Below are 15,851 nucleotides of genomic sequence, written 5' to 3' on the forward strand. Positions count from 1 at the left end.
ATAGACCGTGCTCGACCTTACTCTTATCAGACCGTGGTCAATTTAGTGTAACTGCTGCGTGCGAGGCCGATCAGGCCTTCGGACGCTTGGTGCCGTACTTGGAACGGCCCTGCTTACGGTTCTGCACGCCGGAGGTGTCCAGGGCGCCACGCACGGTGTGATAACGCACACCGGGAAGGTCCTTTACACGACCGCCGCGGATCAGGACCACGGAGTGCTCCTGAAGGTTGTGACCTTCACCACCGATGTACGAGGAGACCTCGTAGCCGTTGGTCAGACGAACACGGCACACCTTACGCAGCGCGGAGTTCGGCTTCTTCGGGGTGGTGGTGTAGACGCGGGTGCAGACACCGCGACGTTGCGGGCAGGCCTGCAGCGCAGGCACGTCGCTCTTGGCGGCCTGGCGCTTGCGCGGCTTGCGCACGAGCTGATTGATCGTTGCCATGGTGTGTAGCTGACTCCAATGGGTTGCCTTGCCTTACTCAGCGGGTGCGGGCGTACCCGCCCCACTGTTAAAGGCTGCGCATTTTAATGGCTGACGCGCCACGTCGTCAAGCCTGCCCCCCGGGAGGGCGCAGGCAGCGACGCGAACGTCAGATCTCGTCGTCGTCCGAATCCAGCGCGGTAAGCTGGGCGCCCAGCTCCTGCTCGACGTCGTAGGCCGACGGGTGGAGCAACCGCTCGGCGTCTTCACGCTTGCGGCGACGCTCCGCGTGGTGGGTGAGGCCGGTACCGGCCGGGATCAGACGACCCACCACCACGTTCTCCTTCAGGCCGCGCAGGTAGTCACGCTTGCCGGTCACCGCCGCCTCGGTCAGCACCCGCGTGGTCTCCTGGAAGGAGGCCGCGGAGATGAACGACTCGGTGGCGAGGCTCGCCTTGGTGATACCCAGCAGCAGCCGCTGGTACTTGGCCGGGAACTTATCTTGCTGCTCCAGGCGGGCGTTCTGCTCGAGCACGCGGACCAGCTCGGCCTGATCGCCCGGGATGAAGTCGCTGTCGCCGGCGTCGGTGATCTCCACCTTGCGCAGCATCTGACGCACGATCACTTCGATGTGCTTGTCGTTGATGCCCACGCCCTGCAGGCGATAGACGTCCTGCACCTCGACGGTGATGTACTTGGCCAGCTCGGCGATGCCCAGCAGGCGCAGGATGTCGTGCGGGTTGCTCGGGCCGTCGGAAATGACCTCGCCCTTCTCCACCGACTCGCCTTCGAAGACCGCGATCTGGCGCCACTTCGGGATCAGCATCTCGAACGGGTCGCCGGCCTCCGGGGTGATCGTCAGGCGACGCTTGCCCTTGGTCTCCTTGCCGAAGCTGATCACGCCGCTGATCTCGGCGAGGATCGCCGGTTCCTTCGGCTTGCGCGCCTCGAACAGGTCGGCCACACGCGGCAGACCACCGGTGATGTCCTTGTTACCGGTCGCCTCGACCGGGATACGCGCCACGACTTCACCGACGCCGATACGCGCGCCGTTGTCGGCGGTGATGATCGACTTGCCGGGCAGCGGGTACTGGACCGGGGTATCGGAACCTTCCACGGTGACCGCCTTGCCCGCCGCATCGGTGAGCATGATCAGCGGGCGCTTGTCGCGGCCGGCCATGGGACGCGCCGCCGATTCGATCACCTCGATGGAGGAAAGACCGGTCAGCTCGTCCACGCTGCGGTGCATGGTGACGCCTTCGTCGAGGTCGGCGTACTGCACCTGGCCCTCGGCCTCGGCGACGATCGGGTGGGTGTGCGGATCCCACTTGGCCACGGCCTGGCCGGCTTCAACCAGGTCGCCGTCGCGGACGTCCAGCTCGGCGCCGTAGGGCAGCTTGTAGTACTCGCGCTCGCGGCCGTGGTCGTCAGCGACGGCCAGGGCGCTGGAACGGGAGACCACCACCAGCTTGCCGTCGCCACGCTCGACGTGCTTGATGTTGTGCAGGCGCACCTTGCCGCCGTGCTTGACCTGGACGCTGTCCACCGCGGAGGCCCGTGAGGCCGCGCCGCCGATGTGGAAGGTCCGCATGGTCAGCTGGGTACCCGGCTCGCCGATCGACTGGGCGGCGATGACGCCGACGGATTCGCCGATGTTGACCTGATGACCGCGCGCCAGGTCGCGACCGTAGCAGGACGAGCAGACGCCGTGGGCGGTCTGGCAGGTGATGGTCGAACGCACCACGATCTCGTCGACACCCATGGTATCGAGCTCGGCACACCAGGCCTCGTCGAGCAGGGTATCGCGCGGGATCAGCACCTCGTCGGTGGCCGGGTCGACCACGTCCTGGGCGACCACGCGACCGAGCACGCGCTGGGCCAGGGAGACGATGATGTCGCCGCCCTCGATGACCGGGTGCAGGGTCAGGCCTTTCTCGGTGCCGCAGTCGGGCTCGGTGATGACCATGTCCTGAGCCACGTCGACCAGGCGGCGCGTCAGGTAACCGGAGTTGGCGGTCTTGAGGGCCGTATCCGCCAGGCCCTTACGCGCGCCGTGGGTCGAGATGAAGTACTGCAGGACGTTGAGGCCTTCGCGGAAGTTCGCGACGATCGGCGTCTCGATGATCGAGCCGTCCGGCTTGGCCATCAGGCCACGCATACCCGCCAGCTGGCGGATCTGGGCGGCACTACCCCGGGCGCCGGAGTCGGCCATGATGAAGACGCTGTTGAAGGAGTCCTGCTCGACCTCCTTGCCCTCGCGATCCACCACGGTCTCCTTGGAGATACCGGTCATCATCGCCTTGGCGACCTGGTCGTTGGCACGGGCCCAGATGTCGATGACCTTGTTGTACTTCTCGCCGGCGGTGACGAGACCGGAGGAGAACTGGTCCTCGATCTCCTTCACCTCGTCCTCGGCCGCCTCGACGATCTCGGCCTTCTCGTCCGGGATGACGAAGTCGTTGACGCCGATGGAGGCGCCGGACCAGGTGGCCATGCGGAAGCCGGTGTACATCAGCTGGTCGGCGAAGATCACCGCCGGCTTGAGGCCGGCACGGCGGTACACCTCGTTGATCAGCTTCGAGATGGCCTTCTTCTTCATCGGCTGGTCGACCAGCTCGAAGGGCACGCCATCGGGCAGGATGCGGAACAGCAGCGCACGACCGACGGTAGTGTCGTAGAGGCGACGATGCTCGCTCTTCTCACCGGTCTCCTCGTCGATCTCGACCTCGTCAAGGCGCACTTTGACGCGGGCGTGCATGGCCACGTTCTGGGTGCCGAAGGCGCGCTCCACCTCGTCGAGGCCGGAGAACACCATGCCCTCGCCGTTGGCGTTGATGCGCTCGCGGGTCATGTAGTACAGACCCAGCACCACGTCCTGGGACGGGACGATGATCGGCTCGCCGTTAGCCGGTGACAGCACGTTGTTGGTGGCCATCATCAGCGCGCGGGCCTCGAGCTGGGCTTCCAGGGTCAGCGGCACGTGCACCGCCATCTGGTCGCCGTCGAAGTCGGCGTTGTAGGCGGCACAGACCAGCGGGTGCAGCTGGATCGCCTTGCCCTCGATCAGCAGCGGCTCGAAGGCCTGGATGCCGAGGCGGTGCAGGGTCGGGGCGCGGTTGAGCAGCACGGGGTGCTCGCGGATGACGTCGGCGAGGATGTCCCACACCTCCGGCAGCTCGCGCTCGACCATCTTCTTGGCGGCCTTGATGGTGGAGGCATAGCCGAGGGACTGCAGCTTGGAGTAGATGAACGGCTTGAACAGCTCCAGCGCCATCTTCTTCGGCAGGCCGCACTGGTGCAGGCGCAGGGTCGGGCCGACGGTGATCACCGAGCGGCCGGAGTAGTCCACGCGCTTGCCCAGCAGGTTCTGACGGAAACGCCCCTGCTTGCCCTTGATCATGTCGGCGAGCGACTTCAGCGGGCGCTTGTTGGACCCGGTGATGGCCCGGCCGCGACGACCGTTGTCGAGCAGCGCATCCACCGACTCCTGCAGCATGCGCTTCTCGTTGCGCACGATGATGTCCGGCGCATTGAGGTCGAGCAGCCGCTTGAGGCGGTTGTTGCGGTTGATCACGCGACGGTAAAGATCGTTGAGATCCGAGGTCGCGAAGCGGCCACCGTCCAGCGGCACCAGCGGACGCAGGTCCGGCGGCAGCACCGGCAGCACCTCCATGACCATCCACGCCGGGTCGTTGCCCGAGCCCTGGAAGGCCTCGAGCAGCTTGAGGCGCTTGGAGAGCTTCTTGATCTTGGTCTCGGAGTTGGTCTGCGGGATCTCCTCGCGCAGGCGACCGATCTCCTCCTCGAGATCGATGTCCTTGAGCAGCGCCTGGACCGCCTCGGCACCCATGCGGGCGTCGAAGTCGTCACCGAACTCCTCGAGGGCCTCGAAGTACTGCTCGTCGTTGAGCAGCTGGCCACGCTCGAGGGTGGTCATGCCCGGGTCGATGACCATGAAGCTCTCGAAGTAGAGCACGCGCTCGATGTCGCGCAGGGTCATGTCGAGGAACATGCCGATGCGCGACGGCAGCGACTTCAGAAACCAGATGTGCGCGACGGGGCTCGCCAGCTCGATGTGGCCCATGCGCTCGCGGCGAACCGCGGCCTTGGTCACCTCGACGCCGCACTTCTCGCAGATGATCCCGCGGTGCTTCATGCGCTTGTACTTGCCGCACAGGCACTCGTAGTCCTTCACCGGACCGAAGATCTTGGCGCAGAACAGGCCGTCCCGCTCCGGCTTGAAGGTACGGTAGTTGATGGTCTCCGGCTTCTTGACCTCGCCGTAGGACCAGCTGCGGATCATGTCCGGCGACGCCAGGGTGATCTTGATCGCGTCGAACTCTTCGGACTGCGACTGCGATTTGAGGACTTTCACCAAATCTTTCATGGGGGTCGGCTCCGTTGCGGAGTTGTCATGGGCGGGGGCGTTGCCACCCCCGCGGACCGTCATTCTGTGAAGCGCAGGCGGTACGGCCTCAGCTTTCCAGCTCGATATCGATACCCAGCGAGCGGATTTCCTTCACCAGCACGTTGAAGGATTCCGGCATGCCCGCCTGCATGGTGTGGTCGCCGTCCACGATGCTCTTGTACATCTTGGTGCGACCCTCCACGTCGTCGGACTTGACCGTGAGCATCTCCTGGAGCGTATAGGCCGCGCCGTAGGCCTCCAGGGCCCAGACCTCCATCTCCCCGAAGCGCTGGCCCCCGAACTGCGCCTTGCCGCCCAGCGGCTGCTGAGTGACCAGCGAGTAGGAGCCGGTGGAACGCGCGTGCATCTTGTCATCCACCAGGTGGTTGAGCTTCAGCATGTACATGTAGCCCACCGTGACTGGACGGTCGAAGGCGTCGCCGGTCCGCCCGTCGTACAGGGTCGTCTGACCGGAATCCGGCAGGTCGGCGAGGCGCAGCAGATGCTTGATCTCGCCCTCTTGGGCGCCGTCGAACACCGGCGTCGCCATCGGCACGCCGCCCTTGAGGTTCTTCGCCAGGGCGATCACCTCATCGTCGGAAAGCAGGTCGAGGTTTTCGACGCGGGTGCCCTCGCTGGCATTGTAGACCTGGCCGAGGAACTCGCGGATCTGGCCGACCTGCTGCTCACGGGCGTCGCGCAGCATGTGCTCGATCTTGACCCCGAGGCCGCGGGCGGCCATGCCCAGGTGAGTCTCGAGGATCTGACCGACGTTCATCCGCGACGGAACGCCCAGCGGGTTCAACACCACGTCGATGGGCTCGCCGTAGCCGTCGAAGGGCATGTCTTCGATCGGCATGATCGCCGAGATGACACCCTTGTTACCGTGACGGCCGGCCATCTTGTCGCCCGGCTGCAGGCGACGCTTGATCGCCAGGTAGACCTTGACGATCTTGAGCACGCCCGGCGCCAGGTCGTCGCCCTGGGTGAGCTTGCGCTTCTTGTCCTCGAACCGCTCGTCCATCTCCTTGCGACGGTTCTCGAGCTGTTCGTCGGCCTGGGCCAGCAGCTCGTTGAGCGCCTCGTCCTGCATGCGCAGCTTGAACCACTGCTGACGCGGCAGCTCCTCGAGGTAGCTGTCGGAGAGCACGTCGCCTTTCTTCAGCTTCGGCCCGCCGTTGACGGCCTGACCGACGAGGGTGCGCTGCAGGCGCTCGAAGGTGGCATCCTCGGCGATGCGGTAGGTCTCCTGCAGGTCCTTGCGGACCTCATCGAGCTGCATCTGCTCGATGGACAGCGCCCGGGAGTCCTTCTCCACGCCGTCACGGGTGAAGACCTGGACGTCGATGACGGTCCCCTTCATGCCGGTCGGGGCACGCAGGGAGGTGTCCTTCACGTCGGAGGCCTTCTCGCCGAAGATCGCACGCAGCAGCTTCTCTTCCGGCGTCAGCTGGGTCTCGCCCTTGGGCGTGACCTTGCCGACCAGGATGTCGCCCGCGCCGACCTCGGCACCGATGTAGACCACGCCGGCCTCATCCAGCTTGCCCAGCGCCGACTCGCCGACGTTGGGAATATCGGAGGTGATCTCCTCCGGTCCCAGCTTGGTATCGCGCGAGACGCAGGTCAGCTCCTGGATGTGGATGGTGGTGAAACGGTCTTCCTGGACCGCCCGCTCGGAGAGCAGGATGGAGTCCTCGAAGTTGTAGCCGTTCCACGGCATGAAGGCGATGCGCATGTTCTGGCCCAGGGCCAGGTCACCCATGTCGACGGACGGGCCGTCGGCCAGGATGTCGCCACTCGACACCCGATCACCGGGGCGCACGATCGGGCGCTGGTTCTGGCAGGTGTTCTGGTTCGAGCGCAGGTACTTGGTCAGGTTGTAGATGTCGACGCCGGCCTCGCCGCCGATGATCTCGTCCTCGTTGACCCGCACCACGATGCGCTTGGCGTCGACCGAGTCGATCACCCCGCCGCGACGGGCCACTTCGCAGACGCCGGAATCACGGGCCACGAAGCGCTCCATTCCGGTGCCCACCAGGGGCTTGTCGGCACGCAGGGTCGGCACCGCCTGACGCTGCATGTTGGCCCCCATCAGGGCGCGGTTGGCGTCATCGTGCTCGAGGAAGGGGATCAGGGCCGCGGCCACGGAGACCACCTGGCGCGGCGAGACGTCCATCAGCGTGACCTGCTCGGGACGCATGAAGGTGGTCTCGCCGCGGTGACGGACCTGGACCAGGTCGTCGACCAGCTTGCCGCCCTCGTCCACGGTGGCGGAGGCCTGGGCGATGACGAAGTCGCCCTCCTCGATCGCCGAGAGGTGCACCACGTCGTCGGTCACCTGGCTGTCCACGACCTTGCGGTACGGCGTCTCGAGGAAGCCGTAGCTGTTGGTGTGGCTGTAGGTGGCCAGCGAGTTGATCAGGCCGATGTTCGGGCCTTCCGGCGTCTCGATCGGGCACAGACGGCCGTAGTGGGTGGCGTGAACGTCACGCACCTCGAAGCCGGCCCGCTCGCGGGTCAGGCCGCCCGGGCCAAGCGCAGAGACGCGGCGCTTGTGGGTGACCTCGGAGAGCGGGTTGTTCTGGTCCATGAACTGGGAGAGCTGGCTGGAGCCGAAGAACTCCTTCACCGCCGCCGCGACCGGCTTGGCGTTGATCAGGTCCTGGGGCATCAGGCCTTCGCTCTCGGCCATGGAGAGGCGCTCCTTGACCGCACGCTCGACGCGCACCAGGCCCACGCGGAACTGGTTCTCGGCCATCTCGCCGACGCAGCGGATGCGGCGGTTGCCCAGGTGGTCGATGTCGTCGACGTCGCCGAAGCCGTTACGGATGGCGATCATCTCGCGCAGCACGTCGAGGATGTCGCGCTGGTCGAGGACGCCCGAACCGGTGTCGCTGTCGCGACGCAGGCGACGGTTGAACTTCATGCGGCCCACGCCCGACAGGTCGTAGCGATCTTCGCTGAAGAACAGGTTGGTGAACAGCGTCTCGGCGGCCTCCTTGGTGGGCGGCTCGCCGGGACGCATCATGCGATAGATCTCGACCAGTGCCTCGAGGCGGGACCCGGTGGTATCCAGCTTGAGGGTGTCGGAGATGAAGGGGCCACAGTCGAGATCGTTGGTGTAGAGGGTCTCGAGGCTGGTGACGCCGGCCTGGCCGAGCTTCTCCAGCAGCTCAGGGGTGATCTCGCTGTTGCAGGAGCAGATCAGCTCGCCGGTGTTGGGATCGACCTGATCCTTGGCCAGGGTCTTGCCGAAGAGGTAGTCCATCGGCACGTCGAGGCGCTCGAGACCGGCCTTCTCCAGCTGGCGGATGTGCTTCTGGGTGACCCGGCGCCCCTCCTCGACGATGACGTTGCCGTCGCCGTCCTTGATGTCGAAGGTGGCGGTCTCACCGCGCAGGCGCGACGGCACCAGCTCCACGGAGAAGCCGGACTTCTCGATGTGGAAGGTGCTGAACTCGAAGAACTCGGCGAGGATCTCCTCGGCGCTCATGCCCAGGGCGTGCAGCAGCACCGTGGCCGGCAGCTTGCGGCGGCGGTCGATGCGCACGAAGACGCTGTCCTTGGGATCGAACTCGAAGTCGAGCCAGGAGCCGCGGTAGGGAATCACGCGGGCCGAGTAGAGCAGCTTGCCAGACGAGTGGCTCTTGCCCTTGTCATGGTCGAAGAACACGCCGGGCGAACGGTGCAGCTGGGAGACGATGACCCGTTCGGTACCGTTGATGACGAAGGTACCGTTTTCGGTCATCAGGGGGATCTCCCCCATGTAGACTTCCTGCTCCTTGATGTCCTTGATCGCCTTGTTCGACGAGTCCTTATCATAGATGATCAGGCGGACCTTGACGCGCAGGGGGGCCGAATAGGTGACGCCACGCAGCTGGCACTCCTTGACGTCGAAGGCCGGGGTGCCGAAACGGTAGCTGACATACTCAAGGGCCGCGTTGCCGGAGAAGCTCGCGATCGGAAAGACCGACTTGAAGGCGGCGTGCAGGCCGATCTCCATGCGTTCTTCGGGTGAGCGATCCTGCTGGAGAAACTCGTAGTAGGAATCAAGCTGGATGGCCAGCAGGTAAGGCACATCCATCACTTGGGGCAGTTTGCCGAAATCCTTGCGGATGCGTTTTTTCTCAGTGTATGAGTAAGCCATCTGTATTCCCCAGCTTGTTCACCATGGGTGACCGATGCGTGTCGGCGTCACCCGACGGGTACGGCTCCGTCAGGCGCTGACGGCAAGCCTCCACCAGGAGGCTCGCCGTCGGAATTCGGCTAGCGGTTGCCCGAGGGGGCGACCGTCTAGTTACAACAGAAAAAGGCCGGCAGCGGGTGACCCGCCACCAGCCGTGGAAGCTTACGCAGCGCGTGAAGCCATGGGCACAAGGGTTACTTGAGCTCCACGCTCGCGCCGGCTTCTTCCAGCTTCTTCTTCGCCTCTTCGGCGTCGTCCTTGGACATGGCTTCCTTGATGGTCGCCGGTGCGCCGTCGACGGCACCCTTGGCTTCCTTCAGGCCCAGGCCAGTGATCTCGCGGACGGCCTTGATGACGTTGACCTTCTTGTCGCCTGCGCCGGTCAGCACCAGGTCGAATTCGGTCTGCTCTTCCTCGACGGCGGCTTCAGCGCCACCCGGGCCGGCCACGACAGCAGCGGCAGCAGAGACACCGAACTTCTCTTCCATGGCCTCGATCAGCTCGGCCACTTCCATCACGGACATGTCGGCGACGGCGTTGATGATGTCTTCTTTGGTCAGTGCCATTGTCTAGATTCCTAACTTTGCGGGAGCCTCGGCATCGCGATGGCTCGGGGATTCAATGTTCGATTCAGGCTGAGCGCAAGAGTTCGCCGTTCAGGCGGCCTCTTCCTGCTTCTGGTCGCGCAGCGCCGCGAGGGTACGGACCAGCTTGCCGGCAGAAGCTTCCTTCATGACGGACATCAGCTTGGCGATCGCCTCATCGTAGGTCGGCAGAGTTGCCAGACGGTCGATGTCGCTTGCCGGGATCAGCTCACCTTCGTAGGCCAGCGCCTTGACCTCAAACTCCTTCTGACCCTTGGCGAACTCCTTGAACAGGCGGGCAGCGGCGCCCGGGTGCTCATAGGAGAAGGCCAGCATGGTCGGACCGGAGAAGGTCTCGTCCAGAATCTCCCAAGGAGTTCCGGACAGGGCGCGGCGTGCCAGGGTGTTGCGAACAACACGGATCTGCACGCCGTTCTCGCGGGCCTGCTTGCGCAGGTCGGTCATCGCGCTGACCGCGACGCCACGAGAGTCGGCAACTACGACGGAGAGCGCATCCTTGGCCGCTTCACTGACCTCGGCAACAATTGCCTTCTTGCCTTCGAGTGCTAGTGGCACAGTGATCACTCCTTCGTGCCGGAACCTCGCGAGAGGATTCCGGTGGTTACCATCTCTCCCGACCGGAGGTCGGGAGTCCTGGGTGATGGTGCTCACCAGATATCTGGCGGCCACACCATCTGCGCAGGCCTTCCCGGGGGAAGATTAAGCCGCTCTTCCGAAGAGGAGCGGCACCTGCGGTCTTTGACGGTGCCCCGCCGGCGAGGATAGCCCGGCACGGGGACCGCAAAGTTCCTGCAATCGTCTCGATCGACGCCCGGTTAGACCAGGGCGGAATGATCGATGGTAAGACCCGGGCCCATGGTGGTGGACACGGTGAACTTCTTGAAATAGACACCCTTGGACGTGCTCGGCTTGAGCCGCTTCAGGTCGGCGACCAGCGCTTCCAGGTTGCCCTGAATGGCGGCGGCGTCGAAATCGACCTTGCCCAGAGTGGTATGGATGATGCCGTTCTTGTCGGTACGGAAGCGCACCTGACCGGCCTTGGCGTTCTTGACCGCGGTGGCGACGTCCGGGGTCACGGTACCGACCTTCGGGTTCGGCATCAGGCCGCGCGGACCGAGGATCTGACCCAGCTGACCGACGACGCGCATGGCGTCCGGCGAGGCGATGACCACGTCAAAGTCGAGCTGACCCTTCTTGACCTGCTCGGCCAGGTCGTCCATGCCGATGATGTCGGCACCGGCTTCCTTGGCGGCTTCGGCGTTGGCACCCTGGGTAAAGACGGCAACACGCACGTCCTTGCCGGTACCATTGGGCATGACGGTGGCGCCACGCACGACCTGATCGGATTTCCGCGGATCGACGCCGAGATTGATGGCGACGTCCAGGGATTCCTTGAACTTGACGGTGGAGAGCTCGGAGAGCAGTGCCACGGCCTCGTCGAGGGAGTAGGCCTTGCTGGCGTCGACCTTCTCGCGAATCTGCTGCGCGCGCTTGGACAGTTTAGCCATGATCAGAGACCCTCCACGTTCAGGCCCATGCTGCGGGCACTACCAGCAATGGTACGCACCGCGGCGTCGAGATCGGCAGCCGTCATATCCGGCTCCTTGGTCTTGGCGATCTCTTCGAGCTGTTCGCGGGTCACGGTACCGACCTTGGTCTTGTTCGGCTCACCGGAGCCGGACTTGATGCCAGCGGCCTTCTTCAGCAGGACCGCCGCGGGCGGGGTCTTGGTGACGAAGGTGAAGCTGCGGTCGGAGTAGACGGTGATGACCACGGGGGTCGGCAGGCCGACCTCGATGTCCTGCGTCGCAGCGTTGAACGCCTTGCAGAACTCCATGATGTTGACACCGTGCTGACCCAGTGCCGGACCCACGGGGGGGCTCGGATTGGCCTTGCCGGCTGCCACCTGCAGCTTGATATAAGCCTGTACTTTCTTGGCCATGATGGACTCCAGTTGGGTAGTAGCGCCTTGCGGCTCCCCGGTTTACACGGCCGCCCTCGGGCGGCCGCCACGAAAACGGTGTGGGCGGAAGGTTATTCCTTCTCGACCTGGGCAAACTCCAGCTCGACGGGCGTGGAGCGGCCGAAGATCAGCACGCTGACCTGCACACGGCTCTTGTCGTAATTGACCTCTTCGACGACGCCATTGAAGTCGGCGAAGGGCCCGTCAGTGACGCGAACCGACTGACCCGGCTCGAACAGCGTCTTGGGCCGCGGCTTGTCGGTGCCATCCTTGACGCGACTGAGGATGGCGTCAGCCTCACGCTGAGTGATGGGCGCCGGCTTCTCTTTGGTACCGCCGATAAAGCCCATGACGCGTGGGGTCTCGTTGACCAGGTGCCAGGTCTCGTCATCCATCTCCATCTCGACCAGCACGTAGCCGGGATAGAACTTGCGCTCGCTCTTGCGACGCTTGCCGTCACGCACCTCGACGACTTCTTCGGTGGGCACCAGAATCTCGCCGAAGCGATCCTCCATGCCATACATCTTCACGCGCTCGGTGAGCGAGCGCATGACATGCTTTTCGAAGCCGGAGTAGGCGTGGACGACATACCAACGCTTGGACATGAAAACTCCTAACCGATGACGCCGGACATCGCCCAGCCAAGAAGGGTATCAATCAGCCAGAGCATCAACCCGACAACTAGCACGGCCACCAGCACGATGGCGGTGGTCTGGATGGTCTCGGGTCGTGTCGGCCAGACGACGCGCTGAATTTCCTTCTTCGCACTCCTGGCGAGCTCGAGCAGATCACGACCCTTGGTCGTGGTCAGCGCCACCAGCGCCGCCGCCACGCTAAGCACGACGACACCGAGCACACGATAGAGAAGTGCCTGGTCGGCAAAATAGGTATTGCCGACCACGGCAAGGACCAGCAGAGTGACGACAACCGCCCACTTGAGCCCGTCGTGGCGCGACTCTTGCACCTCGGCGTTATGCTTCATGAAAACGAGACTCCTCAGGGTGCGGCAATCGAAACATGAAAGTATATGAGATATCGCCAGCCTGGGGAAGACTGGCAGGCCAGGAGGGAATCGAACCCCCAACCTGCGGTTTTGGAGACCGCTGCTCTGCCAATTGAGCTACTGGCCTGTATCTGCTTCCGCAACCGCCCTTTGCAGGCGGCCTTCACGATAGCGGGCGCCATGATAGCGAAAACTGCTCCGCCTGACAACCCCTCCCCCGACACATCGTCGCTCGAGGGAGAAAAAGAAAAGGCGAGCCGCGGCTCGCCTTCTCAATATGGAGCTCATGGACGGAATTGAACCGTCGACCTCACCCTTACCAAGGGTGTGCTCTACCCCTGAGCTACATGAGCACAACTCGTGGCATCAACCTTCGATACCTGGAGCGGGCAGCGGGGATCGAACCCGCATCATCAGCTTGGAAGGCTGAGGTTCTACCATTGAACTATGCCCGCCTACCCACTCTTGCTACCTGCACCCGATGCATCGCGTGCGGCGAAACTTGGTGGAGGGGGAAGGATTCGAACCTTCGAAGCTTTCGCGGCAGATTTACAGTCTGCTCCCTTTGGCCACTCGGGAACCCCTCCAACTGGCGATGTATTCTACCGCCTTTGTTCACGGTGTCAAGCCTATGATTTATCAGGATCTTGATACTACGTGCCGAACGAGCCGGCGCGTCTTCCCGGAACGCGACGCATTCTGTCAAAGCAGCATCGAGAATGCAAGCGCCGCTCGAATCTTTTCCATCGCTACCGGCGCGGGCACCTCAGGCGCCCCGGAGAGTCGGCCGGCTCGCTCTGAGGCCGTCAGCGGGAAACAGGCCTCGAGCCCGCCATAGACCATGTCCGGCCACACCGCATGAGGGGCCTGCACGCCGCGCGACACCACCCGCGCATCACCACCCGTCAGCAACAGGGGAAGCGCAACTTCCTGCTGCTCGCACACCTCGCTGTAGATGCGATTGACCGCGCTGACCGCCGCCATGTAGATGCCGTGATTGACCGCTTCGACCGTTCGCCGCCCCGGTTCCAGTAACTCTTCCGCCTCACTGTCTGGATCGATGGCCACGTTGCGGGTACCAAGCTTGAGACTCTCCTTCATCAGGCGCAGCCCCGGCAGTATATAGCCCCCAAGGTGTCGCCCGCCGGGCAGCACGAAATCGATAGTGATGGCGCTACCGCAATCCACCGCACAGCAGCCGCCCACCAGCTGGTAGCCTGCCAGGGCCCCCATCCAGCGATCGACGCCCAGCCTGGCGGGCTCCTCATAGCCGTTGGAGACGCCCAGGGCCTCATGGGTGGAGCGAGCCACGTGGACGGTGCCCACACGGCGGCGCAGCAGCGCCACCGTCTCGTCCAGGACCGCCCGGCGTGCCACGCTGGAAATGCGCACCGCCTCGACCACGTCCAGGTCCGGGATATCGGCGCCGGGTCGCCACTCCTCACGGGTCCAGACCGCTCCACGCGAGCGGATCTCGCTGCTGTCGCTATCCTTGAGGCGCCACTTCGACAGGGTATTGCCGATATCCAGATCCAGGATCATGCCCGCCTCCGCACGCTGATTTCACCGCCGGCTAGCCGCAGCTGCCGCTCGCCCTGGCGCACCCATAGATTACCGGCCTCATCCACATCGCCGGCAATCGCCGATTCACGCTCGCCCCGCTGCAGGATCTCCACCTCACAGCCGGCATAGGCATGCCGAGCGTTCCAGTCATCCCGCCATGCGGCGAAGCCCTGCTGCTCGAAGCCCGCCAGCAGGGGCAGCAGTTCGTCCAACAGCGCCGCGGCCAGAGCATTGCGTGACAGCCCCGGCGCCTGGTCGTGCACTGCGGCCACGGGCTGATCGATGCTCTCGCGAAACGCCTGGGGCAGATCGACGTTGATGCCCATACCGACCACCACCTCGCAGGGCCCAGCGGCATCCCCGCTGATTTCGACCAGGATGCCAGCGAGCTTGCCCAGCTCCCCGTCGCGCCCCTTCAGCAGCACGTCGTTGGGCCACTTGAGCCGGGGTGTGGCGCCGTGCCGCTCGAGGACCCGGGCCAGCTCCACACCGAGGGCCAGGCTCAGCCCCTCCAGGGCAGCCACGCCGGCTTCTACCTGCCAGCCGATCGAGAGCATTAGGGTCCGCCCCCAGGGCGTGACCCAGGCACGTCCTCGACGCCCGCGCCCTTCGCTCTGCTGCTCCACCAGGCAGACCTCGCCATGCCCGGCGCCCTGGGCGAACCGCTCGCGCAGGTAGGCATTGCTGGAGGGCAGCGTCTCTTCGACGAACAGCCGTGTCAGATGAGGACGCGTCTCCCGGGACAGGTTCGCGATCACGGCACGCCCATCGAGCAGTTCCAGACGCTCCATCAGACGATACCCCTGCCCCTTCACCGCCTCCATGGGAATGCCCAGGGACTCCAGTTTCTGCAGCTGTTTCCATACCGCCGCCCGCGAGACGCCGAGCTGCACTCCCAGCTGCTCGCCGGAGTGGAACTCGCCGTCGCTCAACAGGCGGATCAGGTCACCGATGGTCATGCTCATGCCCCAGACGGGAAATGAGCCATTCTAGCGGATGGGGGCAGGCCCCGGAAATCGCGGTGCAGCAGTCACGCCCCCGACAAACGGGTGAGATCGCCACACGCGTGCATTTCAACGGCCCCTGAGGCCACCAGGCATCGACAGACGGGCACCGCGAGCCGCTTCTCCAGGCGACTCGCTCCGACTCCCTGACCCCGTGTGAGCCGATGCCTGGAACGGGCGGATCCCCCCCGTGTGTCGCAGCAAGGCGTCTCTCTCGGCCGACCGTGACGCCCTACCCCGTCGCGCCCACATCGGCTCTCCCACGGTTTCATGCGCCCATACGAAAACGCCCCCGCCTCCTTTGAGGCGGGGGCGTTACGGTTTGGGCCCGTATACCAGTTGACCGGACGAGCCGGCGCGATCAACAATTTCTGAGCTCACATGAAAAAACCCCGAGCTCTTATGAGCTCGGGGTTTTCTCGGAATAGGTGCCTGACGATGACCTACTCTCGCATGGGGAGTCCCCACACTACCATCGGCGCTGATCGGTTTCACTGCTGAGTTCGGCAAGGGATCAGGTGGTTCCCGTACGCTATGGTCGTCAGGCGAAAAACGGTGAATCATGCTGACGAGATCGTCTCGCGTATCCGTCATGTCGGTTGCCATCGGCAGACCGCTTGGGTGTTATATGGTCAAGCCTCACGGGCCATTAGTACCGGTTAGCTCAACGCCTTGCAGCGCTTCCACACCCGGCC

General features: G+C 64.4%; 11 protein-coding genes, 4 tRNA genes and 1 rRNA gene. All 16 read right to left on the bottom strand.

Going from position 1 to position 15,851, the window contains the following annotated elements:
- Positions 1-70: 70 nt before the first annotated feature.
- Positions 71-445, bottom strand: coding sequence for a 30S ribosomal protein S12 (gene rpsL, locus BM388_RS06200; RefSeq protein WP_089848264.1), 375 nt, complete (start codon positions 443-445; stop codon positions 71-73).
- A 148-nt stretch (positions 446-593) separates the two neighbouring features.
- A complete protein-coding gene (rpoC, locus tag BM388_RS06205; RefSeq protein WP_089848266.1) occupies positions 594-4,811 on the bottom strand; it encodes a DNA-directed RNA polymerase subunit beta' in 4,218 nt (1,405 codons plus the stop codon).
- An 88-nt stretch (positions 4,812-4,899) separates the two neighbouring features.
- Positions 4,900-8,979, bottom strand: coding sequence for a DNA-directed RNA polymerase subunit beta (gene rpoB / locus BM388_RS06210; RefSeq protein ID WP_089848268.1), 4,080 nt, complete (start codon positions 8,977-8,979; stop codon positions 4,900-4,902).
- A gap of 233 nt (positions 8,980-9,212) precedes the next feature.
- The gene (gene rplL, locus BM388_RS06215) at positions 9,213-9,584 is read right to left on the bottom strand and encodes a 50S ribosomal protein L7/L12 (RefSeq protein WP_089848270.1); all 372 of its coding nucleotides are present in this window, start codon (positions 9,582-9,584) and stop codon (positions 9,213-9,215) included.
- A 90-nt stretch (positions 9,585-9,674) separates the two neighbouring features.
- The gene (gene rplJ, locus BM388_RS06220) at positions 9,675-10,178 is read right to left on the bottom strand and encodes a 50S ribosomal protein L10 (protein WP_071943769.1); all 504 of its coding nucleotides are present in this window, start codon (positions 10,176-10,178) and stop codon (positions 9,675-9,677) included.
- 260 nt (positions 10,179-10,438) lie between these two features.
- Positions 10,439-11,131, bottom strand: coding sequence for a 50S ribosomal protein L1 (gene rplA, locus BM388_RS06225; RefSeq protein WP_089848272.1), 693 nt, complete (start codon positions 11,129-11,131; stop codon positions 10,439-10,441).
- Between the two features lie 2 nt (positions 11,132-11,133).
- Positions 11,134-11,565, bottom strand: coding sequence for a 50S ribosomal protein L11 (rplK, locus tag BM388_RS06230; RefSeq protein WP_089848274.1), 432 nt, complete (start codon positions 11,563-11,565; stop codon positions 11,134-11,136).
- A 92-nt stretch (positions 11,566-11,657) separates the two neighbouring features.
- Positions 11,658-12,191, bottom strand: a complete 534-nt coding sequence (gene nusG / locus BM388_RS06235) for a transcription termination/antitermination protein NusG (protein ID WP_089848276.1) — start codon at positions 12,189-12,191, stop codon at positions 11,658-11,660.
- An 8-nt stretch (positions 12,192-12,199) separates the two neighbouring features.
- Positions 12,200-12,568 carry a preprotein translocase subunit SecE gene (secE, locus tag BM388_RS06240; RefSeq protein ID WP_089848278.1) on the bottom strand — a complete coding sequence of 123 codons (369 nt, stop codon included), beginning with the start codon at positions 12,566-12,568 and terminating at the stop codon, positions 12,200-12,202.
- Positions 12,569-12,640: 72 nt separating this feature from the next.
- A tRNA-Trp gene (locus BM388_RS06245) sits at positions 12,641-12,716 on the bottom strand.
- Positions 12,717-12,867: 151 nt separating this feature from the next.
- Positions 12,868-12,942, bottom strand: a tRNA-Thr gene (locus BM388_RS06250).
- 28 nt (positions 12,943-12,970) lie between these two features.
- Positions 12,971-13,044: transfer RNA gene (locus BM388_RS06255), tRNA-Gly, on the bottom strand.
- 48 nt (positions 13,045-13,092) lie between these two features.
- Positions 13,093-13,176: transfer RNA gene (locus BM388_RS06260), tRNA-Tyr, on the bottom strand.
- Between the two features lie 115 nt (positions 13,177-13,291).
- Positions 13,292-14,131, bottom strand: coding sequence for a type III pantothenate kinase (locus BM388_RS06265; protein WP_089848280.1), 840 nt, complete (start codon positions 14,129-14,131; stop codon positions 13,292-13,294).
- Positions 14,128-15,111 (bottom strand): biotin--[acetyl-CoA-carboxylase] ligase, encoded by a 984-nt coding sequence (locus BM388_RS06270; RefSeq protein ID WP_089848284.1) that lies wholly within the window; start codon positions 15,109-15,111, stop codon positions 14,128-14,130. Before BM388_RS06270 ends, BM388_RS06265 begins: the two co-directional genes overlap by 4 nt.
- 475 nt (positions 15,112-15,586) lie before the next feature.
- Positions 15,587-15,702, bottom strand: a 5S ribosomal RNA gene (gene rrf / locus BM388_RS06275).
- Positions 15,703-15,851: the final 149 nt, after the last annotated feature.

The sequence above is a fragment of the Halomonas saccharevitans genome (assembly GCF_900116405.1).
GTDB lineage: Bacteria > Pseudomonadota > Gammaproteobacteria > Pseudomonadales > Halomonadaceae > Halomonas > Halomonas saccharevitans.

Excerpts from the sequence above, each read along its gene's own strand:
- BM388_RS06265 (WP_089848280.1), bottom strand. The coding sequence starts at position 14,131 with ATGATCCTGGATCTGGATATCGGCAATACCCTGTCGAAGTGGCGCCTC.
- nusG (WP_089848276.1), bottom strand. The coding sequence starts at position 12,191 with ATGTCCAAGCGTTGGTATGTCGTCCACGCCTACTCCGGCTTCGAAAAG.
- rpoC (WP_089848266.1), bottom strand. The coding sequence starts at position 4,811 with ATGAAAGATTTGGTGAAAGTCCTCAAATCGCAGTCGCAGTCCGAAGAG.
- rpoB (WP_089848268.1), bottom strand. The coding sequence starts at position 8,979 with ATGGCTTACTCATACACTGAGAAAAAACGCATCCGCAAGGATTTCGGC.
- secE (WP_089848278.1), bottom strand. The coding sequence starts at position 12,568 with ATGAAGCATAACGCCGAGGTGCAAGAGTCGCGCCACGACGGGCTCAAG.
- rpsL (WP_089848264.1), bottom strand. The coding sequence starts at position 445 with ATGGCAACGATCAATCAGCTCGTGCGCAAGCCGCGCAAGCGCCAGGCC.
- BM388_RS06270 (WP_089848284.1), bottom strand. The coding sequence starts at position 15,111 with ATGACCATCGGTGACCTGATCCGCCTGTTGAGCGACGGCGAGTTCCAC.
- rplL (WP_089848270.1), bottom strand. The coding sequence starts at position 9,584 with ATGGCACTGACCAAAGAAGACATCATCAACGCCGTCGCCGACATGTCC.
- rplA (WP_089848272.1), bottom strand. The coding sequence starts at position 11,131 with ATGGCTAAACTGTCCAAGCGCGCGCAGCAGATTCGCGAGAAGGTCGAC.
- rplK (WP_089848274.1), bottom strand. The coding sequence starts at position 11,565 with ATGGCCAAGAAAGTACAGGCTTATATCAAGCTGCAGGTGGCAGCCGGC.